Annotated in this window: 25 protein-coding genes and 1 other annotated feature; of the genes, 16 read left to right on the top strand and 9 right to left on the bottom strand. The window is 67.8% G+C overall.

Annotation, left to right across the window (positions count from 1 at the left end; genetic code table 11):
* Nucleotides 1–24: 24 nt before the first annotated feature.
* On the top strand, nt 25–588 hold the full coding sequence (locus SH203_RS08910; protein WP_087120514.1) for a type 1 glutamine amidotransferase domain-containing protein: 564 nt from the start codon (nt 25–27) through the stop codon (nt 586–588).
* Nucleotides 589–746: 158 nt separating this feature from the next.
* Here SH203_RS08910 and SH203_RS08905 read toward each other — a convergent pair whose 3' ends face one another.
* A complete protein-coding gene (locus tag SH203_RS08905) occupies nt 747–1,397 on the bottom strand; it encodes a methyltransferase (protein WP_087120513.1) in 651 nt (216 codons plus the stop codon).
* Complete coding sequence (locus SH203_RS08900; RefSeq protein ID WP_087120512.1) at nt 1,394–2,338, bottom strand: fatty acid desaturase family protein; 945 nt, start codon at nt 2,336–2,338, stop codon at nt 1,394–1,396. The genes SH203_RS08905 and SH203_RS08900 overlap by 4 nt, the downstream gene beginning before the upstream one ends.
* Nucleotides 2,339–2,463: 125 nt before the next feature.
* On the opposite strand from SH203_RS08900, the gene SH203_RS08895 reads away from it, so the two are divergent.
* From SH203_RS08895 to SH203_RS08885, 3 genes are read left to right on the top strand one after another with little or no spacing between them, the layout of a single operon-like run.
* The gene (locus SH203_RS08895) at nt 2,464–2,871 is read left to right on the top strand and encodes a hypothetical protein (protein ID WP_087120511.1); all 408 of its coding nucleotides are present in this window, start codon (nt 2,464–2,466) and stop codon (nt 2,869–2,871) included.
* The gene (locus tag SH203_RS08890) at nt 2,868–3,068 is read left to right on the top strand and encodes a helix-turn-helix transcriptional regulator (RefSeq protein WP_087120510.1); all 201 of its coding nucleotides are present in this window, start codon (nt 2,868–2,870) and stop codon (nt 3,066–3,068) included. Before SH203_RS08895 ends, SH203_RS08890 begins: the two co-directional genes overlap by 4 nt.
* A 39-nt stretch (nt 3,069–3,107) precedes the next feature.
* Complete coding sequence (locus SH203_RS08885) at nt 3,108–4,037, top strand: alpha/beta fold hydrolase (protein WP_234989439.1); 930 nt, start codon at nt 3,108–3,110, stop codon at nt 4,035–4,037.
* Between the two features lie 135 nt (nt 4,038–4,172).
* On the opposite strand, the gene SH203_RS08880 is transcribed toward SH203_RS08885, so the two are convergent.
* The 5 genes from SH203_RS08880 to SH203_RS08860 all read right to left on the bottom strand — a co-directional run bounded on the left by SH203_RS08880 (nt 4,173) and on the right by SH203_RS08860 (nt 7,959).
* Nucleotides 4,173–4,997, bottom strand: coding sequence for a DUF3298 domain-containing protein (locus SH203_RS08880; protein WP_087120509.1), 825 nt, complete (start codon nt 4,995–4,997; stop codon nt 4,173–4,175).
* An 11-nt stretch (nt 4,998–5,008) separates the two neighbouring features.
* Nucleotides 5,009–5,989 (bottom strand): 4-hydroxybenzoate octaprenyltransferase, encoded by a 981-nt coding sequence (gene ubiA, locus SH203_RS08875; protein WP_087120679.1) that lies wholly within the window; start codon nt 5,987–5,989, stop codon nt 5,009–5,011.
* 253 nt (nt 5,990–6,242) lie between these two features.
* A complete protein-coding gene (locus tag SH203_RS08870; RefSeq protein ID WP_087120508.1) occupies nt 6,243–7,025 on the bottom strand; it encodes a GIN domain-containing protein in 783 nt (260 codons plus the stop codon).
* Nucleotides 7,022–7,618: a DUF1700 domain-containing protein gene (locus SH203_RS08865; RefSeq protein WP_087120507.1), complete on the bottom strand. Its 597-nt coding sequence runs from the start codon at nt 7,616–7,618 to the stop codon at nt 7,022–7,024. Before SH203_RS08865 ends, SH203_RS08870 begins: the two co-directional genes overlap by 4 nt.
* Nucleotides 7,615–7,959, bottom strand: a complete 345-nt coding sequence (locus SH203_RS08860; RefSeq protein WP_087120506.1) for a PadR family transcriptional regulator — start codon at nt 7,957–7,959, stop codon at nt 7,615–7,617. Before SH203_RS08860 ends, SH203_RS08865 begins: the two co-directional genes overlap by 4 nt.
* Nucleotides 7,960–8,225: 266 nt before the next feature.
* Between SH203_RS08860 and coxB the strand changes: the two genes are divergently transcribed.
* The 11 genes from coxB (at nt 8,226) to SH203_RS08810 (ending at nt 17,213) form a co-directional block, all read left to right on the top strand.
* Nucleotides 8,226–9,203, top strand: coding sequence for a cytochrome c oxidase subunit II (gene coxB / locus SH203_RS08855; RefSeq protein ID WP_200808886.1), 978 nt, complete (start codon nt 8,226–8,228; stop codon nt 9,201–9,203).
* A gap of 15 nt (nt 9,204–9,218) precedes the next feature.
* Nucleotides 9,219–10,901 carry a cytochrome c oxidase subunit I gene (ctaD, locus tag SH203_RS08850; protein WP_087120505.1) on the top strand — a complete coding sequence of 561 codons (1,683 nt, stop codon included), beginning with the start codon at nt 9,219–9,221 and terminating at the stop codon, nt 10,899–10,901.
* 177 nt (nt 10,902–11,078) lie between these two features.
* Nucleotides 11,079–12,056, top strand: coding sequence for a heme o synthase (gene cyoE / locus SH203_RS08845; protein ID WP_087120504.1), 978 nt, complete (start codon nt 11,079–11,081; stop codon nt 12,054–12,056).
* A gap of 3 nt (nt 12,057–12,059) precedes the next feature.
* Nucleotides 12,060–12,230 carry a hypothetical protein gene (locus SH203_RS15640; protein ID WP_200808868.1) on the top strand — a complete coding sequence of 57 codons (171 nt, stop codon included), beginning with the start codon at nt 12,060–12,062 and terminating at the stop codon, nt 12,228–12,230.
* Complete coding sequence (locus tag SH203_RS08840) at nt 12,227–12,763, top strand: cytochrome c oxidase assembly protein (protein ID WP_087120503.1); 537 nt, start codon at nt 12,227–12,229, stop codon at nt 12,761–12,763. The genes SH203_RS15640 and SH203_RS08840 overlap by 4 nt, the downstream gene beginning before the upstream one ends.
* Before the next feature lie 4 nt (nt 12,764–12,767).
* Nucleotides 12,768–13,187 carry an NUDIX domain-containing protein gene (locus tag SH203_RS08835; RefSeq protein ID WP_087120502.1) on the top strand — a complete coding sequence of 140 codons (420 nt, stop codon included), beginning with the start codon at nt 12,768–12,770 and terminating at the stop codon, nt 13,185–13,187.
* A gap of 123 nt (nt 13,188–13,310) precedes the next feature.
* Nucleotides 13,311–14,219 carry a cytochrome c oxidase subunit 3 gene (locus SH203_RS08830; protein ID WP_087120501.1) on the top strand — a complete coding sequence of 303 codons (909 nt, stop codon included), beginning with the start codon at nt 13,311–13,313 and terminating at the stop codon, nt 14,217–14,219.
* On the top strand, nt 14,216–14,617 hold the full coding sequence (locus SH203_RS08825; RefSeq protein WP_087120500.1) for a DUF983 domain-containing protein: 402 nt from the start codon (nt 14,216–14,218) through the stop codon (nt 14,615–14,617). Before SH203_RS08830 ends, SH203_RS08825 begins: the two co-directional genes overlap by 4 nt.
* Entirely contained in the window at nt 14,614–15,315 is a 702-nt protein-coding gene (locus tag SH203_RS08820) for an SURF1 family protein (protein WP_087120499.1), read from the top strand. The genes SH203_RS08825 and SH203_RS08820 overlap by 4 nt, the downstream gene beginning before the upstream one ends.
* 50 nt (nt 15,316–15,365) lie before the next feature.
* A complete protein-coding gene (locus SH203_RS08815) occupies nt 15,366–16,580 on the top strand; it encodes a pitrilysin family protein (protein ID WP_087120498.1) in 1,215 nt (404 codons plus the stop codon).
* A gap of 78 nt (nt 16,581–16,658) precedes the next feature.
* On the top strand, nt 16,659–17,213 hold the full coding sequence (locus SH203_RS08810; protein WP_087120497.1) for an NADPH-dependent FMN reductase: 555 nt from the start codon (nt 16,659–16,661) through the stop codon (nt 17,211–17,213).
* A 206-nt stretch (nt 17,214–17,419) separates the two neighbouring features.
* Here SH203_RS08810 and SH203_RS08805 read toward each other — a convergent pair whose 3' ends face one another.
* Nucleotides 17,420–17,629 (bottom strand): cold-shock protein, encoded by a 210-nt coding sequence (locus SH203_RS08805; RefSeq protein WP_087120496.1) that lies wholly within the window; start codon nt 17,627–17,629, stop codon nt 17,420–17,422.
* A 239-nt stretch (nt 17,630–17,868) separates the two neighbouring features.
* Between SH203_RS08805 and SH203_RS08800 the strand changes: the two genes are divergently transcribed.
* Nucleotides 17,869–18,060 carry a hypothetical protein gene (locus SH203_RS08800; RefSeq protein ID WP_087120495.1) on the top strand — a complete coding sequence of 64 codons (192 nt, stop codon included), beginning with the start codon at nt 17,869–17,871 and terminating at the stop codon, nt 18,058–18,060.
* Nucleotides 18,061–18,064: 4 nt separating this feature from the next.
* Here SH203_RS08800 and SH203_RS08795 read toward each other — a convergent pair whose 3' ends face one another.
* Nucleotides 18,065–19,543 carry a SulP family inorganic anion transporter gene (locus tag SH203_RS08795; RefSeq protein WP_234989452.1) on the bottom strand — a complete coding sequence of 493 codons (1,479 nt, stop codon included), beginning with the start codon at nt 19,541–19,543 and terminating at the stop codon, nt 18,065–18,067.
* Between the two features lie 60 nt (nt 19,544–19,603).
* Nucleotides 19,604–19,667, bottom strand: a sequence feature (sul1 is cis-regulatory element that is thought to sense ions involved in sulfur or methionine metabolism; They are found in Alphaproteobacteria).
* Nucleotides 19,668–19,704: the final 37 nt, after the last annotated feature.

The following is a 19,704-nucleotide window of genomic DNA, read 5'->3' as shown; positions in this document are numbered from 1 at the left end:
CCCATCCAAAACGGAGCATTCCCCATGGCCCAGACCCTTTCCGGCAAGACCGTCGCCATCCTGGCGACCAACGGCGTCGAACTGATCGAACTGAACGAACCGATGAAGGCGCTGAAGGAGGCCGGGGCGGTGGTCGAGATCGTGTCGTTGAAGGCGGGCGAGTTTCAGGGCTTCGACCATCTGACGCCGGGCGAGAAGGTGACGGCGGACAAGGCGGTGGCGGCGGTGGACGCCTCGGCCTATTCGGCGCTGATGCTGCCGGGCGGGGTGGCCAATCCCGATCTGCTGCGCGCCGATGCGGATGCGGTGGCCTTCGTGCGGGCCTTCTTCGATGCGGGCAAGCCGGTCGCCGCTATCTGTCACGCGCCCTGGCTGCTGATCGAGGCGGGGGTGGTCGAGGGGCGTCGGATGACGGCCTTCGAGAGCATCCGCACCGACCTGAAGAACGCCGGGGCCGATGTGGTCAACGAGGAGGTGGTGGTGGATCAGGGCCTCGTCACCAGCCGCTGCCCCGACGACATCCCGGCCTTCAACGCCAAGATGGTCAAGGAGTTCGGCGAGGGGCGGCACGAGGGCCAATCCGTCTAAGGCGGTGTGGCGCCAAACCCCATCGTCATTCCGGGGCCGAGCAAGGCGAGGAACCCGGAACCCAGGGCTACGGTCATGATGCGCCACGTTTCGCAGCGGCGATGTCCCCCTGGGTTCCGGGTTCGCCCTGCGGCGCCCCGGAATGACGGTTGATGCGTTCAGGGCATGGCCCAGACGGAGGATCGTTTGATCTCCTGATCCTCCAGCTCGCGCGAGGTGGGGACGCGGTATTCGGCCAGGAAATCCAGTCCCGTGCGCGGGAAATAGGTGCGGCCCGGATCGCCGATCAGGACGCGCGTTCCGTTGGCGCGGGCCTGGGCCAGCCAGGCCAGGACGGCCTCGGTCATCGGGCGTTCGTAGCAGATGTCGCCGGCGCAGATGACCTCGACCTCCGGCGGCGGGGCGTCCAGCAGATCGGTCTGGGTGAAGGCCAGGGTTACGCCGTTGGCGGCGGCGTTCGCGGCGACGGCGGCCTGGCAGAAGGGGTCGATGTCGGCGCACAGGACCGAGGCCGCGCCTGCCTTCATCGCCGCCACCCCGACCAGGCCCGAGCCGGCGGCGAAGTCCAGCACCCGCTTTCCCTCGACCTCTTGCGGGTGATCCAGCAGATAGCGGCTCAGCGCCTGACCGCCCGCCCAGGCGAAGGCCCAGAAGGGCGGCGGCACGCCCATTTCACCCAGCTCCTCCTCGGTCAGCCGCCAGATCGGGGTGATCTCGTCGGCCAGCCACAGGGAAATCTCCGGCGCGTGGGGCACGGCCTGGAGCCGCGTATTGTCGCGGATGAAGGCGGCGGGGTCGGCGATCGTCATGCGGGGCGGCGGGTCGCGGTTCGGATCACGTCCAGATAGCCGGGCGACACCGCCATCGCCGCCGCTTGCGGCCGGGCGTGGATGGCGCGGTGCAGGCGCGGCAGCTTCCAGCAGGGCACATGCATGAACAGATGATGCTCGGCGTGGAAGTTGACCCAGTAGGGGGCGATGAAGGCGCGCTCCCACCAGGCGGCGCGGGTGGTGCGGGCGGCGCGGAACGGATCGACGGCCGAACCCTCGACACAGGCGTGTTCGGCGATGTTCCTCAGCCGCGTCACCATGGGGAACCACGTCGCCATCGGCAGCAGCCAAAGGACGAAGAAGGCCCACCAGACCCCGGCGGCGACGAAGCCCGCCAGCAGGACGGCGTTGAAGATCAGGAAGGGCAGGACGGACCGGCCCGTCACGATGGACTCATAGTCGTGGGCGGCCTCGCGGGGCACCGTCGAACGACGCTGCGCCAGCGGCAGCAGCACCCGCTGTTTGAAAAAGGTCTGGCCGGTCAGGTCGCGGATCAGCTTGCGCCGCAGCGAGGCCGGGCTGACGGGAAAGGGCGCCGACAGCATCAGGTCGGGGTCCTCGGCCTGCTGGACGAAGCGGTGGTGGGTCAGGTGATAAGGGCGATAGGCCGCCAAGGATGCGCCGATGGGCGTGGCGCAAAGCCAATGGCCCAGAAAGTCGTTCAGCCGGGGCGACCTGGACAGACCGCCGTGCGCCGCCTCGTGCATCAATATGGCCAGGCCCAGTTGGCGCGCGCCGACGATCATGACGCACAGGGGGATCAGCCAGGGCAAAACCACGCCCGCCGCCACGGCCAGGGCGATCACCGCCCAGCAATGCGCGACCAGCAGCGGCCCGGCCCAGGCCGAGCGCCTCTGGAACGGCGCCCATTCCTGAGGCGTGAACAGAACCGACGGGGCGATGCGCGGAGCGGCGGGCATGGGGCAGTCTAACGCCGTCGTCGCGTCTGGAGAAGCCGCGGGTGAATGTTGGGATGTCCTGACAAAAAGTCAGGTTGACATGACATGAGGTCGATGTCAGGTTGGCCTTACACGGGGAGACGCAGATGTTCACCGCCTGGAAGACCGGAACGGCCGCGCATCGGCGCTATCTGATCCGAACGATCGCATTCACCGCGCCCTATGTGGCGATCTGCGTGGTGATGATGACGACCGACGCCTTCGACCAGGTCATGGGCAAGCCGGCGGCCTGGGGGCTGGCGGCGGCGGTGTCGGCGCCCGTGATCGGTCAGATCTGGGCGACGCTGGCGCTGATGCGCGAAAGCGACGAGTTCGTGCGCGGCGTGACCGCCAAACAGTTCATCGTCGCATCCGGCCTGACGCTGGCGGTCGCGACCTTCTGGGGCTTCGGCGAGAGTTTCGCCAGGGCGCCGCATATGCAGACCTGGCTGATCGTGCCGGTGTTCTGGGCGATGTACGGCCTGGTGTCGCCCTTCATTCGGAGCAGCCGATGAAGAACCGGCTGAAACTGCTGCGGGTCGAGCGCGGCTGGACGCAGGAGCAGTTGGGCCAGGCGCTGGGGGTGTCGCGTCAGGCGGTGATCGCGCTGGAGACCGAACGGCACGATCCGTCGCTGGACCTGGCCTACCGGATCGCCGCCACCTTCGAGCGGCCGGTGGAAGAGATTTTCGAGAACCCGCATTCGGGCTGAGCCCAATGTCAGAATAACCTTACAATTGGAGAAATGACGATGATGTTCGCTCTGTCGAGCGCGCGCCCGATGCTGCGCGTCATGTTTCTGGCCTCGGCTGTCGCTTTGGCGTCCGGTGTGACGGTCGCCGTAGCGCGCGCCGAGACCTCGGCCGCCGCACCCTTCGTTTCTGACCGGCTGTCGGTCGAGGTGGTGGGGCAGGGGCCGGACGTGATCCTGATCCCCGGTCTGGCGTCCTCGCGCGAGGTGTGGCGGGCGACGGCGGATCGGCTGAAGGCGACGCACCGGGTGCATCTGGTGCAGCTGGCCGGGTTCGCGGGCGAGCCGTGGACGCATGGCGACGGCGCCTTCGTCCAGCCCGAGGTCGAGGAACTGGCCCGCTATATCCGTCAGGCGGGGCTGAACCGGCCGGCGGTGATCGGCCATTCGATGGGCGGGCTGAGCGGCCTGTTGCTGGCGCAGCAGCAGCCGGGCCGGGTCGGGCGTCTGATGACGGTGGACAGCCTGCCCTTCTACAGCGCCCTGTTCGGCCCGACCGCGACGGCCGAAAGCGCCCGACCGTTCGCCGACCGTGCGGCCGCCATGATCCTGAACGCCGACGCGGCCGGGTTCCGCACCCAGCAGGAAGCGACGGCGCGCGCCCTGTCGCGGACGCCGGAGCAGCAGGCGCGGATCGTGGACTGGTCGATGGCCAGCGACCGCCACGCCGTCGCCTCGGCCATGAAGGATGTGATGACCACGGACGCCCGGCCCGGCCTTGCGGCCATGACGACGCCGGTGACGGCGCTCTACGCCGCCGATGCGGACGGCGGGGCGCCGGCGGCGGGGGCGGACGCGATGTGGGGGCGGGAGTATGCGGCCCTGCCGGGCGTGACGCTGATCCGGGTGGACGGATCGCGCCATTTCATCATGGCCGACCAGCCCGAGCGGTTCGCGGCGCTGGTGGAGGCGTTCTTGGCGCACCCCTGATCCGTGCATCCCGGCGAAAGCCGGGACCCAGTCCTTTCGCGTGGGCTGGGTCCCGGATCATCGTCGCCGTAAAAGCGGACAGGTTAAATCGCCCAAACCACTGGGTCCCGGCTTTCGCCGGGATGAGCGGGTTGATTAGGAGTTCTTCGGCGTCACGTCGCCGGCCTTGGCGGGGGCGCCGTCGAACTGGTCGGCGTAGGCGGGGTTGAGCAGGGCGCGGAAGGCGCTCTGGGGCAGGGCGACCCAGTAGGGGCCGTCCGAATAGGGGCCGATCTGATACGGACCCATCAGGAAGGTGACGCCGCCCGCCTTGCCCGGCGTCGTGCCCGGCGTCAGGACGAAGGGGGTGGCGACGGCCTTGGGGCAGGTCCACATCTTGCCGTCCAGGGTCGCGGCCTCGGAGCCGGGCGAGCGGGCCTGTTTGGCGGCGTTGGCGGCGGCGCACAGGGCCTTGTCCAGCACGGTCAGATCGGCGCCGGGGCGGAACAGGTCGGCGAAGCCCAGCCGCTTGTTGGTCGTCTTGTCCCAGATCACCGAGGCGAAGCTGGTGTTGGGGTGGGCGCCGCCCGTGAACTCGAAATCGGTGCGGGCCAGGCTGACCAGCTTGGCCGTCTCGGCGCCGGGCGCGAAGGCGATGGACTTCTCATAGGGGTTGGGGCCGGCGCCGGCCTCGCTGAGATCGGCCTGTGCGCCCTCCTCGAACTGCTTCAGGTCGCGCACCATGTCGGCATAGAGGGCGGCGTGCAGGGCGGGGGTGGCCTTGACCGTCTGCGGCAGGGTCAGTTTGACCGTGGCGTAGGGGGTCTTGCTGTCATAGCCGACCGGGGTGTTGTCGGCGGCGGCGACGGCCGGGGCCGGGGCGGCCTTGGGGGCGGGGGCCTTGTCCTCGCGGCGTTGGCAGGCCGCCAGGGTCGCGGCGACGGCGACGGACAGCAGCAGGATGCGGGGGGCGGAGGTCATGAGCTTTTCCTTCACAGCGTGATGAATCCGAGGGCGATGGCGGCCAGCAGTATAAGGCCGGCTTCGCGGTTCGACTTGAAGAGTTTCAGCGCCTGCGCGCCGTCGCCGCGGTCCAGATGGACGACCTGGCGCGCCAGATGGGCGGCGTAGGCGGCAAGGCCGATCCAGAACAGGACGCCCAGACCGGCGGCGGCGCCCGCCACGCCGGCCAGAACGACGGCGAGACCGTAGAAGACGGCGACGCCCGGACGCACGGCCGAGGCCAGGCGCCGCGCCGAGGACTTCACCCCGATCATGGCGTCGTCCTCGATGTCCTGAAGGGCGTAGATCGTGTCGTAGCCCAGGGTCCAGAAGACGCCGCCGACGTAGAGGAGGATGGCCGCCAAAGGCGTTGGGCCAAAGCACATCGTGATCGGGGTGATGTCGCCCGATACAGGCGCGTTGAATCTGTCGATCGCAGAAAAATAGCCCATCAGGGCGCCCCAGTTGAAGGTCAGGCCCAGCCACGCCTGCGGCCACCAGGTGATCCGCTTCATGAAGGGATAGGCCGCGACCAGGGCCAGCGAACCGACGCCCAGCAGGATGGCGACGGTCGGGAGGGTCAGCAGGATCGTCAGGCTGATCAGGCTGCACGCCACGACGAAGGCCCAGGCCTGTTTGACGCTGATCCGGCCCGACGGAATGGGACGCAGGGCGGTGCGGGCGACCCGGGCGTCGAAATCCCGATCCACGATGTCGTTGAAGGCGCAGCCCGCCGCCCGCATCAGACAGGCGCCGACGGCGAAGCCGACGAACAGCCACAGGTCATAGAGGCCGGGCGCCTGCCGATACTGGGCCAGGGCGAGGGCGATCCCCTGCCAGCCGGGCAGCAGCAGCAGCCATATGCCGATGGGCCGGTCGAACCGCCCCAGCTTCAGCCAGGGCTTCAGCCCCTCCGGCGCATGGCGATCCACCCAGTTGGCGCCGGCGTCGGGAAGGGGGGCGGAGGTCATGGCCACGACTTAGCGGTTATGGTGCGGGGGGTGAAGGCGCGGGTTCGTCTTTGCCTCATTCTCTGGGGCGGGCTTGGTCGTGGCAGGGTTCATCACGGCGATCACAACGCCCTCACGACGAACACGACGAGACCGCGCGTCGTCGTGTTCGGTTTTCGTCATCCCCCGGTCTCGCTGCGCTCGCCGGGGGATGACGAAAGAAAAAGGGGGCTGGATGGCTCCAGCCCCCTCTCGGTTCGACGCTTCGTCGGGATCAGTTCTGATACACCTGCCCCGAGCCGGAGACGCTGCTGTTCAGCTTGGCGGGGCGCAGGGCCAGGTTGACGTCGCCGGAGCCGTTGATGTCGATGTCGACCGTGCCGCTGGCGGCGACCGTGGCCTCGCCCGAGCCGGCGATGTCGACCTTGGCGTCCGTCAGCGTCAGGCCGGCCAGATCGGCGTCGCCCGAGCCCGAGATGTCCAGGTCCAGCCGGTCGGCGCGGCCCGAGGCGGTGACGTCCGACGAGCCGGACACGTCCAGCGCCAGGGACGGCTGGTCGTACTGACGGATGGTCAGGTCGCCCGAACCGCTGGAGACGAAGCGGCGCACGTTCGGGGCGGTGACGACCACCTTCAGCTCGTCGCGTTGCGAGCGGGCCGAGAAGTTGCCGTCGTTCCAGCCGAACACGACCCGTTCGTCGCCGTCGGCCATGCGGATGCGGCCGTTCTCGACCGTCACGCGGTCGGCCAGGGCCTTGGGTCCGGTGACGACGATGGAGCCGGCGTCGCCCTGGACGTATTCGACGTCGATGCTGGACTCCACGGTCAGGGTTTCGCCGCCGGTCCAGGCCAGGGTGCGGGTGGTGAAGGGGCCCATGTCCTCGGTCCCGCCGCCCTTGACCCGCTCGAAGCGGACGGTCTCGCCGTCGTCGTCCTTGAAGGTCCAGGCCCAGCCGTGGCGCTGCAGGTCGTTGCCGCCGATGGCGACGGCGCCGCCCACGGTGACGAGGCACAGCACCAGGGCGGCGCCGGCGATGATGAACAGGGTGCGGATCATGCCGAAGCTTCCGAAACAGGGGTTTGAGCGGGCGTGGGCTCAAGCGCGGGCTTGAGCAGGCGATAGTGAAGACGGGCGAACCAGACGACGCCGTTGACCAGCCAGATGGTGAAGATGGCCAGAAGCGCGGCGATGAAGACCGCCCCGGCCATTAGGCCCAGACCCATCAGGATCGCCGCGATCGGCCCGCCGGGGAAGCCGGCGAAGGGGCCGGCGACCATGATGACCCCGCCGCAGACGAACAGGGCGACGGCGGCGATGAAGAAGCCGAACACCGTCCCCACCACCCCCATCAGAATGGGCAGCAGGATCAGGATGTCGAGCGCGCCCAGGCCCAGGACCGCGAAGACGGCGCCGGCGGCGGCGGACGGGTTCTTTTCCTGATGCCAGCGCTGGATGCCGGCCTCGGCCTTCAGCTCGCGGGCCAGGCGCACGGGGTCGCCCAGGGCCTCGGCGACCTCGGCCTCGCTGCGGCCGGCGGCGATCCCGTCGTCGAAATGGGTCTGGTAGTCGGCGACGATGTCGTTGGCCGTGGTGGTCGGCAGACCGACCAGCCCGTCCTTGAGGCGGTTGATGAAATCGGCGCGCGTCATTGGGCGGCTCCCTGATCGGCGTCGTTCGCCACGATGGCGTCGACGGCCTTGGTGAAGGCGGACCATTCGGCGGTCTGGGCGGCGAGGGCCGCACGACCCGCCTCGGTCAGGCGATAGTATTTGCGCGAGGGGCCGGCGGAGGATTCGACCAGATAGGTCTCGACCTGGCCCTCCGACTGCATCCGCCGCATCAAGGGGTAGATGGTGCCTTCGCCCATGTCGATCGCGTCCGACAGGCGGCTGGCGATCTCGTAGGCGTAGCTGTCCGCCCGGCTCAGAAGCGCCAGGACGCAAAGGCCCAGCACCCCCTTCTTCAACTGTATCTCGATGGTTTCAGGCACCGCGATCTCTCCTGTGTGTGGAGATTGACTACGGCAAGGTATCTGGCGACGCAAGGTAGCTGTCGAAACATGACAGCGATTTAATCGCGGGCGTCGCATGGCCGATCTTTGGCGGCTTTACGGCGGCGCCTGCGTTGTTCGCTTGGCAAGCCGAAAGCGATCCGATAGGTCAAATCCATCGCCGGGCGTGGGAATCGCGCCAGTGTGATTACTTGCGAGCCATTCGCAAGTGTCTGCTGTAGAACGGTTTTATGGGGAAGACTCCTATGGGGATGGGCAAGCGAGCCCGGAGGACGCTGGGGGGGACTGCGGCCTCCATCGTGCTGGGGACCGGACTGGCGGTCTTCGCCGCCGCGCCGACCTGGGCGCAGGATCTGATGGGACAGCCGACGCCGGGGGGCATCGATCTGCAACCCGCGGCCTCGCCGCTGAAGCATGACGCCATCGCCTTCCACAACGGGCTGCTGGTGGTGATCACCGCCATCACCCTCCTGGTGCTGGGCCTGCTGGCGTGGATCGTGTTCCGCTACAACAAGAAGGCCAATCCGACGCCCGCGCGCTGGAGCCACAACACCACCATCGAGATCATCTGGACGGTCATGCCGGTCCTGATCCTGGCGGGCATCTCGCTGTTCTCGTTCCGGCTGCTGTTCGCCTATCACGACATGCCCACGCCGGACCTGACGGTGAAGGTGACGGGCAACCAGTGGAACTGGGCCTATGAATATCCCGATCAGGGCGTGGCCGAATACGTCTCCAACATGCTGCCCGAGGACGAGGCCAAGGCGCGGGGCGTGCCCTATCGCCTGGCGGCGACCGAGCCGATGGTCGTGCCGGTCGGCAAGACGGTCCAGCTGGTCATCACCGCCTCGGACGTGATCCACGCCGTGGCCCTGCCGGCCTTCGGCCTGAAGACCGACGCCGTGCCCGGCCGGATCAACACCACCTGGTTCAAGGCCGAGCGCACCGGCGTCTTCTACGGCCAATGCTCGGAACTGTGCGGCGTCGATCACGCCTTCATGCCCATCGAGATCCGGGTCGTGACCCAGGCGCAGTTCGAACAGTGGCTGGCCTCCAAGGGCGGTTCGATGAAGCCCAAGGTCGCCGCGCCCGCCGCCACGGCCCCTGCCGCCGCTCCCGCCGCTCCGGCCGAGGGCGAAGCCGCCGCCGCTGCGCCGGCCGCCGCCGCTCCCGGCGCCCAACCCGTTCCCGCCGCGGCGCCCGCCGCGCCGGCCGCCCAGTAAGAGGCGAACAGATCCATGGCTGACGCTACCGCAACCCGCGACGCGACCCACATCGGTCACGCGCACGACCATCATCACGACGACCACAAGGTGGGCTTCTTCACCCGCTGGTTCCTGTCCACCAACCACAAGGACATCGGCACCCTGTATCTGATGTTCGCCATCATGGCGGGCATTGTCGGCGGCGCCCTGTCGGGCCTGATCCGCTGGGAACTGGCCGAACCGGGCATCCAGATCTTCAAGGAAGGTTCGTCGATCCAACTGCTGGGCCTCGTCGAGCAGTCCAAGCACGGCTATAACGCCGTCGTCACGGCCCACGCCCTGATCATGATCTTCTTCATGGTCATGCCCGCCATGATCGGCGGTTTCGGCAACTGGTTCGTGCCGATCATGATCGGCGCGCCGGACATGGCCTTCCCCCGCATGAACAACATCTCCTTCTGGCTGCTGGTCGCCGCCTGGTGCCTGCTGATCCTGTCGATGTTCGTCGACGGCGGGCCGGGCAAGGGCTTCGGCGGGGGCTGGACGGCCTATCCGCCGCTGTCGACCACGGGCCACGTCGGCCCCGCCTTCGACCTAGCCATCTTCGCCCTGCACGTCGCGGGCGCCAGCTCCATCCTGGGCGCGATCAACTTCATCACCACCATCCTGAACATGCGCGCGCCGGGCATGACCCTGCACCGGATGCCGTTGTTCGCCTGGTCGGTGCTGATCACCGCCTTCCTGCTCTTGCTGTCGCTGCCCGTCCTGGCCGGCGCCATCACCATGCTGCTGACCGACCGCAACTTCCACACCCACTTCTTCGATCCGGCGGGCGGCGGCGACCCGATCATGTACCAGCACCTGTTCTGGTTCTTCGGCCACCCGGAAGTGTACATCCTGATCCTGCCGGGCTTCGGCATCATCAGCCACATCGTCTCGACCTTCAGCCGCAAGCCGGTGTTCGGTTATCTGGCCATGGCCTACGCCATGGTGGCCATCGGCTTCGTCGGCTTCATCGTGTGGGCGCACCACATGTACACGGTCGGCATGAGCATCAATCTGCGCGCCTATTTCATCGCCGCCACCATGATCATCGCGGTGCCGACGGGCGTGAAGATCTTCAGCTGGATCGCCACCATGTGGGGCGGGTCCATCAGCTTCAAGACGCCCATGTTGTGGGCGATCGGCTTCATCTTCCTGTTCACCGTCGGCGGCGTGACCGGCGTGGTCCTGTCCAACGCCGGCATCGATTACAGCCTGCACGACACCTATTACGTGGTGGCCCACTTCCACTACGTTCTGTCGCTGGGCGCCGTCTTCGCCATCTTCGCGGGCTTCTACTACTGGTTCGAGAAGATGTTCGGGGTGAAGTACAACGAGTTCCTGGGCGCGCTGCACTTCTGGATCATGTTCGTGGGCGTGAACCTGGTCTTCTTCCCGCAGCACTTCCTGGGCCTGCAGGGGATGCCGCGTCGCTACATCGACTATCCCGAGGCCTTCACCCTGTGGAACCACGTCTCGTCCATCGGCTATGCGATCACGGCCGTCGGCGTGGTGGTCTTCCTGATCATGCTGGCCGAGGCGGCGATCCGTCGTCGTCCGGGCGTGGCCAATCCGTGGGGCGAGGGCGCCACGACCCTGGAGTGGACCCTGTCTTCTCCGCCGCCGACGCACCAGTTCAACGAACTGCCGGTGGTCAAGGGCGACGAGCACTGACGCCCGGTCTCGGCGCCGTCCTTCGGGCCTGCCCCGAAGGGTCGGCCGAGGCGGCGAGGTAAAGACTGGGATGGGCCTCGGACGAACGGTTCGGGGCCCTTCTTTTTTGTTTCGCGGACATTTTGTTTCGCGGACCCGGCGACCCTCGGGACAAGCCCGAGGATGACGGTGTAGAAGATGACCATCGTGACCCCGACCGACCTCGATCAAGCCCCGATCTCGACCGCCCAGCCGGAGGACTTCTTCCAGCTGTTGAAGCCGCGCGTGATGTCGCTGGTGGTGTTCACCGCCGCGACCGGACTGATCGTCGCGCCGGGATCGGTCAATCCGCTGGTCGCCGCCATCGCCATCCTGTGCATCGCCGTGGGCGCGGGCGCGGCGGGGGCGCTGAACATGGCGCTGGAGGGCGAGACCGACGCCCTGATGCGGCGCACGCGCGGCCGGCCGGTGGCGGCGGGGCGGGTCAGGAAGAACGACGCCATGGCGTTCGGCGTGATCCTGAGCCTGTTCTCGGTCATGCTGCTGGGCATGAACGCCAACTGGCTGGCGGCGGGGCTGCTGGCCCTGACCATCGTCTATTACGCCGGTTTCTACACCCTGCTGCTGAAGCGTCGGACGCCCCAGAACATCGTCATCGGCGGGGCGGCGGGCGCCTTTCCCCCGGTGATCGGCTGGGCGGCGGCGACGGGCCATGCGCCGTGGCAAGCCTGGCTTCTGTTCGCCATCATCTTCCTGTGGACCCCGCCGCACAGCTGGGCGCTGGCGCTGTATTCGACCGGCGACTACGCCAAGGCGGGCATTCCGATGATGCCGGTGGCGCGCGGCGCCCGGTCCACGCGGTTGCAGATCCTGATCTACAGCCTGATCTTCGTGCCGACGGCCATCGCGCCGTCCCTGGTCGGTCTGGGCGGCGTCATCTATCTGGTGGTGTCGGTCGCAGGCGGACTGGGCTTTCTGGGCCTGGCCTGGCGGCTGTTCCGCTCGCGCGCGGGCGACGAGCCGGACAAGGCCGACACTGTGGGACGCGAGGCCGCATTGTATGACGTCAAGGTCCAGGCCAAACCGGCGCGGGACCTGTTCGCCTTTTCCATCCTGTATCTGATGGCCCTGTTCTCGGCCCTGTTGGTCGAGGCCCTGGCCGGTCTGGGAGCATAAGCCATGCGTCTGACCCCCGAAGAGCTGCGCGCACGCAAGCGTCGCAACGTCTGGATCGCCAGCGCCCTGATCGCCTTCATCGTCCTGGTCTTCGCCACCACCGTCCTGCGGCTGCAGCAGAACCAGGCGGCGGAACGTGAGCTGGAGCGCGCCGTCGCGACGTCCCAACCATGAGGACGGACCGCAAGAACCTGATCGCCATCGTCTGCGTGCTGGGCGTCATGGGGATGACGGGCGCGGCCTTCGCGGCGGTGCCGCTTTATCGGATGTTCTGCCAGGTCACGGGCTTCGACGGCACGGTGCGGCGGGCGCAAAAGGCGCCGGACCAGGTGCTGGACCAGACCGTGCTGGTGCGGTTCGACACCAATGTCCGGGGCCTGCCCATGACCTTCAAGGCGGAACAGGCGACGCAGCGGGTGCGGATCGGCGAGACGGGACTGGCCTATTTCGACGTGACCAACACCTCGGATCGGCCGATCCAGGTGCGGGCCGGTTATAATGTCGTGCCGGAATATACGGGGCCGTATTTCCAGAAGCTGCAATGCTTCTGCTTCACCGACCAGACGCTGGCGGCAGGCGAGACGCGCCAGTTCCCGATGCAGTATTTCATCGCGCCCGAACTGGCCACCGATCGCGATGCGCGGGGCGCGCGCGAGATCACCCTCAGCTACACCTTCTATCCGTCCGTCGACGCGCCGGCGGCCTGACGCCTTGGCCCGGCCCGGCGTGGATTTCCCCGGCGTGGGGTGCGGCCTGGTGATCCGGCGCGACGACGGCCGGGTGCTGCTGTATCGGCGGGTCGGGGCGCCCGAGGCCGGGGCCTGGAACATCGTCGGCGGCAAGGTCGATGCGATGGAGCCCTCGGCCGAGGCCGCGCGGCGAGAGGCCGAGGAGGAGACGGGCCTGACCATCGGCGGCGTCGACTTCCTGTGCCTGACCGAGGAAATCCTGCCCGCCGACGGCCAGCACTGGCTGTCGATGATCTATCTGGCGCGCGAGGTCCGGGGCGAACCGCGCCTGACCGAGCCGGACAAGCTGTCGGACATGGGCTGGTTCGACCTCGACGACCTGCCGCAGCCGCTGTCGGTCTTCGCGACCCGCGCCTTCGCGGCTCTGGCGGGGCGGGATTAAGGCCGTCCGGCGTCTGGCCTGTTGCGCTCGACGGCGTTATGTCGGAAGAAACGGTGACTTCATCGCAGGATCGAGGCCTGACAAAAGGCCCGACCGAGGATGGATTTGAGGGGAAGAGACCGCATGGCCGACGCGCACGCCGCTCCGCAGCACGACTATCACCTGGTTCCGCCCAGCCCGTGGCCGCTGGTGTCGTCCATGGCCGCCACCATCATGTTCATCGGGGCGGTGATCTGGATGAAGGGACTGGCCCCGGCGGACGGCGGCCCGATCGCCGCCAACTTCCTGGCCCAGGGCAAGCCCGGCGTCTTCTTCGCCGGTCTGGCGGGGGTGCTGATCTCCATGTTCGGCTGGTGGTCGGACGTGATCAAGGAGTCCAAGGCGGGCGACCATACGCCGGTCGTCTCCATCGGCCTGCGCTACGGCATGATCCTGTTCATCGCGTCGGAGGTGATGTTCTTCGTCGCCTTCTTCTGGATGTTCTTCGACATGGCCCTGTTCCACGAATCCCGGGCGCTGACGCCGGAAGTGGGCACCTGGGCCGACACGGCCAAGGCCTGGTCGACCTGGCCGCCCAAGGGGGTCGAGGTGCTGTCGCCGTGGCAGCTGCCGCTGCTGAACACCGTGACCCTGCTGCTGTCGGGCTGCACCGTCACCTGGGCGCACCACGCCATCCAGGTCGGGGACCGCAAGGGCGCCAAGATCGCCCTGGCCATCACCGTGGCGCTGGGCGTGCTGTTCACCTGCGTCCAGGCCTATGAATACCACCACATCCTGCACGAAAAGCTGTTCTTCAACGAAGAGGCCGTGAACTCGGGCCTGTATGGCTCCATCTTCTTCATGGCCACGGGCTTCCACGGCTTCCACGTCCTGGTCGGGACCATCTTCCTGACGGTCTGCCTGATCCGTCTGCTGGCCGGCGACTTCACCCCGCAGAAGCATTTCGGCTTCGAGGCGGCGGCCTGGTACTGGCACTTCGTGGACGTGGTCTGGCTGTTCCTGTTCGCCTTCGTCTATGTCGTCTTCGGTTGATCCAGGACGGCCCTGAAACCAGCGAAACGGCGCGGGACGAGCCATCGTCCCGCGCCGTCGTCGTTTGCGATCACCCGGTTCGCGCGGCGGTAAGGGGGCGCTGTCCGCGGTGCGGCCAGGGGCGGCTGTTCGACGGCTTCCTGAAGGTTCGGCCGGCGTGCGAGGCGTGCGGGCTGGACTTTTCGACCATCCAGACCGGCGACGGCCCGGCGACCTTCATCATGCAGATCGCCGGCTTCATCGTGGTGTTCTCGGCCCTCTTCGTGGAGATCAAATTCCACCCGCCGATGTGGCTGCATCTGATCGTCTGGCTGCCGATGGTGGCGGGCCTGTCGCTGGCGCTGATGCGGCCGGGGCGGGGGCTGATGATCGGGTTGCAGTACAGGAACCAGCGATGAGGCGTTTCCCGTGGGGGCTGACCGTGCTGACGGCGCTCGCCGTGGTCCTGCTGGTCGGTCTGGGCGTCTGGCAGGTCGAGCGGCTGAAGTGGAAGCAAGGGCTGATCGCGGCGGCGGATGCGGCGGCGGCGAAACCGGCCGCGCCGCTGGATCAGGTGCTGGCTGAAGGCGATCTGGAGTTCCGCAAGACCCTGATCGTCTGTCCCGGACTGGCCACCGCCCCCTTCGTGGAGTTGCAGTCGATCCATGACGGCGAGGCGGGGGTGCGGCTGATCTCGGCCTGTCGTCCCGCCGGTCGGGACTTCACCCTGCTGGTTGACCGGGGCTTCGTCGGCGAGGGCGTGGCGACGCGGCCGCGCGTGATCGAGACCACCCTGCCGCTGGTGCTGATGGGCGAGTTCCGCACTGCGCCCAAGCCGGGCGGCATGGCCCCCGCGCCGACCGGCGCTCGCTTCTACGCCCGCGACACGGCGGCCATGGCCCGGGCGCTGAAGGTCGCCGGCCCCGTGCGGCCCGAGGTGGTCTTCGCCCTGAGCGCGACCAATCCCGAGTTCCCGGCCCTGCGCCCCTCGGCCCCGCCGGCCGCCTTCTCCAACAACCATTTCGGCTACGCCCTGACGTGGTTCGGACTGGCGATCGCGCTCGTCGGCTTCTATGTGGCGCTGCTTCGTCGTCGAACCAAGAAAGTCCTTTCCTGACCGCTTCCCTTCACACCCTGTCCAACGGCGTCCGCGTCGTCTGCGATCCCATGCCCGGCCTGAAGACCCTGGCCGTCGTCGTCACCGTCAAGGGCGGGGCGCGCTGGGAGGCCGAGGACCGCTCGGGCTGGTCGCACCTGCTGGAGCATCTGGTGTTCAAGGGCGCGGGCGACATGGCCGCGCGCGAGATCGTCGAGCGGATCGAGGCCGAGGGCGGCACGATCAACGCCTCCACCGGATACGAGCGGACCAGTTTCGAGGTGCGGGGGCTGGACGGTTCCTTGCCGCTGGCCATGCAGGTTCTGTCGGATCTGGTGTTCCGCCCCACGCTCGATCCGGCCGAGATCGTGCGCGAAAAGGACGTGGTGGCCCAGGAGATCGCCGAGGCCTTCGACACGCCCGACGACCATGTGTTCGAAATGGTCCAGACCCGCGCCTTCGAGGGCCAGCCGATGGGGCGGCCGATCCTGGGCTCCATCGCCAGCCTGAAGCCCGCCGACAAGTCCTCGGTCGAGGCCTGGCGCGCGCGGCTGTATTCGCCCGACCGGATGGTGGTGTCCGTGTCCGGCGCGGTGGAGGAGGGCGAACTGCTGGCCCTGGCCGAGCGCTGGTTCGGGGATGCGGTGGCGACCCCGGTCGAGGCCCCGGCCCCGGCCGTCTTCGTCGGCGGCCATGCGAAACTGACGCGCAAGATCGAACAGGCCAATCTGGTGTTCCAGCTGCCTGCCCTGTCGGCGACCGATCCGGCCCTGTCGGCCATGCGGCTGTTCGGCGAAATCCTGGGCGGGGGCATGGCGTCGCGCCTGTTCCAGAGCGCGCGCGAGGAGCGTGGGCTGGCCTACGCCATCGACGCCTATCAGGAGCCGTATGAGGATGCGGGCGTCCTGGGCATCTACGCCGGGGCGGCGGCGGATCGGGCCAGGGAGCTGGCCGAGGTTTCGGCGGCCGAGGTGCGGGCGCTGGCCGAAACCGGGCCGACCGACAAGGAACTGGCGCGCGCCAAGGCGGTGATGAAGGCCGGTCTGTGGATGTCGGACGAAAACCCGATGAGCCGGGCGGGCCGCAACGCCGCCCAAACCCTGATTTTCGGCGCCCCCCGCTCCAGCCTGGCGATGACCGAACAGCTGGAGGCCCAGTCGGCCGAGGACGTGCGGGCGGTCGGCGGGCGGCTGCTGGCCTCGGGCCAGGCGGCCAGCGCCGTGCTGGGGCCAAAGGCCGCCGCCCCGGCGGGCGAGGCGTTCGCCAAGGCGCTGTTCGGGGGCTGATCCCGCAGGTTTCAAGGGAACATCGGCCCGACGCATCGGTTATGCTGGCGCTTGAACCCGTCCAGCCCGGAGACCCCCATGACCGTCCGCGTCGCCCTGATCGTCGGCAGCCTTCGCAAAGGCTCCTATTCGCGCGCCATCGGTCTGGAATTGAAGGCGATGGCCGCGCCGGCGCTTGAGCTGGAGCTGGTCGAGATCGGCGACCTGCCGCTCTACGACCCCGATCTGGAGACCGACGCGCCGCCGCCCGCCTGGACGCGGTTCCGCGAAGAGGTGGCGACGACCGAGGCCGTGCTGTTCGTGACGCCGGAATACAACCGCTCCATCCCCGGCGCGCTGAAGAATGCGCTGGACGTCGGCTCGCGCCCCTATGGCCACAGCATCTGGGCCAAGAAGCCCGCCGCCATCGTCAGCGTCTCGCCCGGCGCCTTGGCCGCCTTCGGCGCCAACCACCACCTGCGCCAGCCCCTGGTCTTCCTGGGGATGCCCACGATGCAGCAGCCGGAAGCCTATATCGGCAACGTCGCCGACCTGCTGGACGACGACGGCAAGCTGACAAAGGACGACACCCGCAAGTTCCTCAAGGACTTCATGGATGCGTTCGCCGCCTGGATCGACAAGACGAAGGCATAGTCGCCGGGGGCGGGTTCGTCACAGCGATCACAGCGAGTTCACGACGACCACGACGAGACCGCGCCGTCGTGTTCGTGGTGGGGTCGCCGTGTCCGTTGTGATGAACCGACCTTGATCGGGTTCCGCTGTCGCGGGCAGAGCGGCGCCCCAATTGAAAACGGCGGCCCGTTGCGGGGCCGCCGTTTCCGTATCGGATTGGACCGAACTCAGGCGGTCTGGAGCTGGCCAGCCGATTCCTTGCCCGAACGCTTGTCGCGTTCCAGCTCGTAGGAAACCTTCTGGTTTTCGTCCAGGCCGCGCAGGCCGGCGGCTTCAACGGCCGAGATGTGGACGAAGACGTCCTTGCCGCCGTCGTCGGGTTGGATGAAGCCGTAGCCCTTGGTGGCGTTGAACCATTTGACAGTGCCGGTAGCCATGATGAGACCTCCGTTAGAGATTGACCGAGGGAACGCCCCTGCGGCCTGTCGGGTCTGAATGGGAGCGGCCTGGACTCGTGCGTTCGCAGAGAGAGTGGGCGTTACGCAGAGAGATCGACGAGGCTTATGTGCGCAGGTCTTTGTGACAAATGCAAGCGCGGGCCGTGGGGCGACAAAATTCAACGGATGGAACGGTTTAGCTTGCAAGGCGTTGATGCGGCGAACGAAAGGCATTCCCAATGAACCGCACCCACGTCGTGGAGCGCGCCTATCAGCTGGCCCGCACCCAGAACTGTCTGAACACGGGGGACGTGGTCAAGGCCCTGTCCGGCGAGGGATATTCGGGCGCCGAAATCTCGCATTTCCAGGGCAGTTCGATCCGCGCGGACCTGAACCGCATCTGCAAGATGCCCAAGCCCGAGGCGGCCTGACCGCCTAATGCGCGCCGGCTTCGGCCGGCAGATGCATCTTCTCGAACCGCCCCACCCGCGCGACCAGGGTGCGGGCGGCCTCGTTCATGCCGACGACCTGAACCTGGGCGCCCTGGCGGCGATAGCGGAACACCACCTTGTCCACGGCGGCGACGCCGGTCAGATCCCACAGATGGGCGTCGCTCATGTCGATCTGGACATGGGTCGGCTGGCCGTGGTGTTCGAAACTGGCGGCGAACAGATCGGCCGAGCCGAAGAACAGCTGGCCGAACACGCGGTAGCGCAGGGCTCCGGGCTCGGGCGTCTCGATTTCGGTCACCACAAGCGTCTTGCCCAGTTTCCGCATGAAGAAGACGGCGGACAGAACGACGCCCAGCACCACGCCCTTGGACAGGTCATGGGTGGCGACGACGGTGACGGTGGTGGCGATCATGACGATCGACGACTGAAGCGGCAGGGTCCGCAGCTTCAGCACCGAGTTCCAGTCGAAGGTGCCGACCGACACCATGATCATGACCGCGACCAGGGCCGCCATCGGAATGCGCGCCACCCAGTCCTGAAGCGCCAGCATCAGGAACAGCAGGAACAGACCGGCCCACAGGGTCGACAACCGCCCGCGCGCGCCCGACCCGACATTGATCATCGACTGGCCGATCATGGCGCAGCCCGCCATGCCGCCGAACAGCGGCGACAGGATGTTGGCGATCCCCTGGCCGCGCGTCTCGCGATCCTTGTCGGACGGGGTGTCGGTGACGTCGTCGATCAGATTGGCGGTCAGCAGGCTTTCCAGCAAACCGACGAAGGCCAGGGTCGCCGAGATGGGCGCGATGATGACCAGCGTCTCCCACGTCAGGGGCACTGCCGGCAGGTGGAACATCGGCAGGGTCGTGGGCATCTGGCCCATGTCGCCGACGGTGCGGACGTCCAGCTTCATCACCATGACCACGGCGCTGATGACCACGATGGCGATCAGGGGCGAGGGGACGGCCTGGGTCAGGCGCGGCGCCCCATAGATGATGGCCAGGGCCGCCGCGACCAGGACGTAGGTGGTCGGGCCCGCGCCGATCAACTCGGGCATCTGGGCCAGGAAGATCAGGATGGCCAGCGAATTGACGAAGCCGGTCATCACGCTGCGGCTGACGAACTTGATGTAGCGGCCCAGTTTCAGCAGGCCGATGGCGATCTGGAACACCCCGCACAGGATGGAGGCGGCGAACAGATATTCGAGGCCGTGGTCGCGAACCAGCGTGACCATCAGCAGGGCCATGGCCCCGGTCGCGGCCGAGATCATGGCCGGGCGCCCGCCGACGAAGGCGATGGTGACGGCGATGACGACGCTGGCGTACAGGCCCACCGCCGGATCGACCCCGGCGATCAGGGAGAAGGCGATGGCCTCGGGGATCAGGGCCAGGGCGACGACGGTGCCGGCCAGCAGGTCGCGGCGCGGATTGGCGAGCCATTGCCGGCGCGCGGAGGCGATCAGGGTCATGGGGGGACTACATCTGGAATGAACCGCGCCCGACTGTTCGGCTTGCGGCGGTTCGGTTTCCCAGCGGATCGGCGGCGGGGATAGCCACCCGTCGCCTGCGAACAGGGCCGGGTCCAAGGTGATGCGTCCTGATGCGTCAGACGGGCGCGGAAAGC

Source organism: Brevundimonas sp. SH203 (genome assembly GCF_002157625.1).
In the GTDB taxonomy this organism is placed as follows: domain Bacteria; phylum Pseudomonadota; class Alphaproteobacteria; order Caulobacterales; family Caulobacteraceae; genus Brevundimonas.
This window is presented reverse-complemented; position numbering and strand designations above follow the sequence as displayed.

What these genes read in the sequence shown, in the direction of transcription:
- SH203_RS08910 (WP_087120514.1), top strand. Translation starts at nt 25, where the DNA reads ATGGCCCAGACCCTTTCCGGCAAGACCGTCGCCATCCTGGCGACCAAC.
- SH203_RS08905 (WP_087120513.1), bottom strand. Translation starts at nt 1,397, where the DNA reads ATGACGATCGCCGACCCCGCCGCCTTCATCCGCGACAATACGCGGCTC.
- SH203_RS08900 (WP_087120512.1), bottom strand. Translation starts at nt 2,338, where the DNA reads ATGCCCGCCGCTCCGCGCATCGCCCCGTCGGTTCTGTTCACGCCTCAG.
- SH203_RS08895 (WP_087120511.1), top strand. Translation starts at nt 2,464, where the DNA reads ATGTTCACCGCCTGGAAGACCGGAACGGCCGCGCATCGGCGCTATCTG.
- SH203_RS08890 (WP_087120510.1), top strand. Translation starts at nt 2,868, where the DNA reads ATGAAGAACCGGCTGAAACTGCTGCGGGTCGAGCGCGGCTGGACGCAG.
- SH203_RS08885 (WP_234989439.1), top strand. Translation starts at nt 3,108, where the DNA reads ATGATGTTCGCTCTGTCGAGCGCGCGCCCGATGCTGCGCGTCATGTTT.
- SH203_RS08880 (WP_087120509.1), bottom strand. Translation starts at nt 4,997, where the DNA reads ATGACCTCCGCCCCCCGCATCCTGCTGCTGTCCGTCGCCGTCGCCGCG.
- ubiA (WP_087120679.1), bottom strand. Translation starts at nt 5,989, where the DNA reads ATGACCTCCGCCCCCCTTCCCGACGCCGGCGCCAACTGGGTGGATCGC.
- SH203_RS08870 (WP_087120508.1), bottom strand. Translation starts at nt 7,025, where the DNA reads ATGATCCGCACCCTGTTCATCATCGCCGGCGCCGCCCTGGTGCTGTGC.
- SH203_RS08865 (WP_087120507.1), bottom strand. Translation starts at nt 7,618, where the DNA reads ATGACGCGCGCCGATTTCATCAACCGCCTCAAGGACGGGCTGGTCGGT.
- coxB (WP_200808886.1), top strand. Translation starts at nt 8,226, where the DNA reads ATGGGGATGGGCAAGCGAGCCCGGAGGACGCTGGGGGGGACTGCGGCC.
- ctaD (WP_087120505.1), top strand. Translation starts at nt 9,219, where the DNA reads ATGGCTGACGCTACCGCAACCCGCGACGCGACCCACATCGGTCACGCG.
- cyoE (WP_087120504.1), top strand. Translation starts at nt 11,079, where the DNA reads ATGACCATCGTGACCCCGACCGACCTCGATCAAGCCCCGATCTCGACC.
- SH203_RS15640 (WP_200808868.1), top strand. Translation starts at nt 12,060, where the DNA reads ATGCGTCTGACCCCCGAAGAGCTGCGCGCACGCAAGCGTCGCAACGTC.
- SH203_RS08840 (WP_087120503.1), top strand. Translation starts at nt 12,227, where the DNA reads ATGAGGACGGACCGCAAGAACCTGATCGCCATCGTCTGCGTGCTGGGC.
- SH203_RS08830 (WP_087120501.1), top strand. Translation starts at nt 13,311, where the DNA reads ATGGCCGACGCGCACGCCGCTCCGCAGCACGACTATCACCTGGTTCCG.
- SH203_RS08820 (WP_087120499.1), top strand. Translation starts at nt 14,614, where the DNA reads ATGAGGCGTTTCCCGTGGGGGCTGACCGTGCTGACGGCGCTCGCCGTG.
- SH203_RS08815 (WP_087120498.1), top strand. Translation starts at nt 15,366, where the DNA reads ATGCCCGGCCTGAAGACCCTGGCCGTCGTCGTCACCGTCAAGGGCGGG.
- SH203_RS08810 (WP_087120497.1), top strand. Translation starts at nt 16,659, where the DNA reads ATGACCGTCCGCGTCGCCCTGATCGTCGGCAGCCTTCGCAAAGGCTCC.
- SH203_RS08805 (WP_087120496.1), bottom strand. Translation starts at nt 17,629, where the DNA reads ATGGCTACCGGCACTGTCAAATGGTTCAACGCCACCAAGGGCTACGGC.
- SH203_RS08800 (WP_087120495.1), top strand. Translation starts at nt 17,869, where the DNA reads ATGAACCGCACCCACGTCGTGGAGCGCGCCTATCAGCTGGCCCGCACC.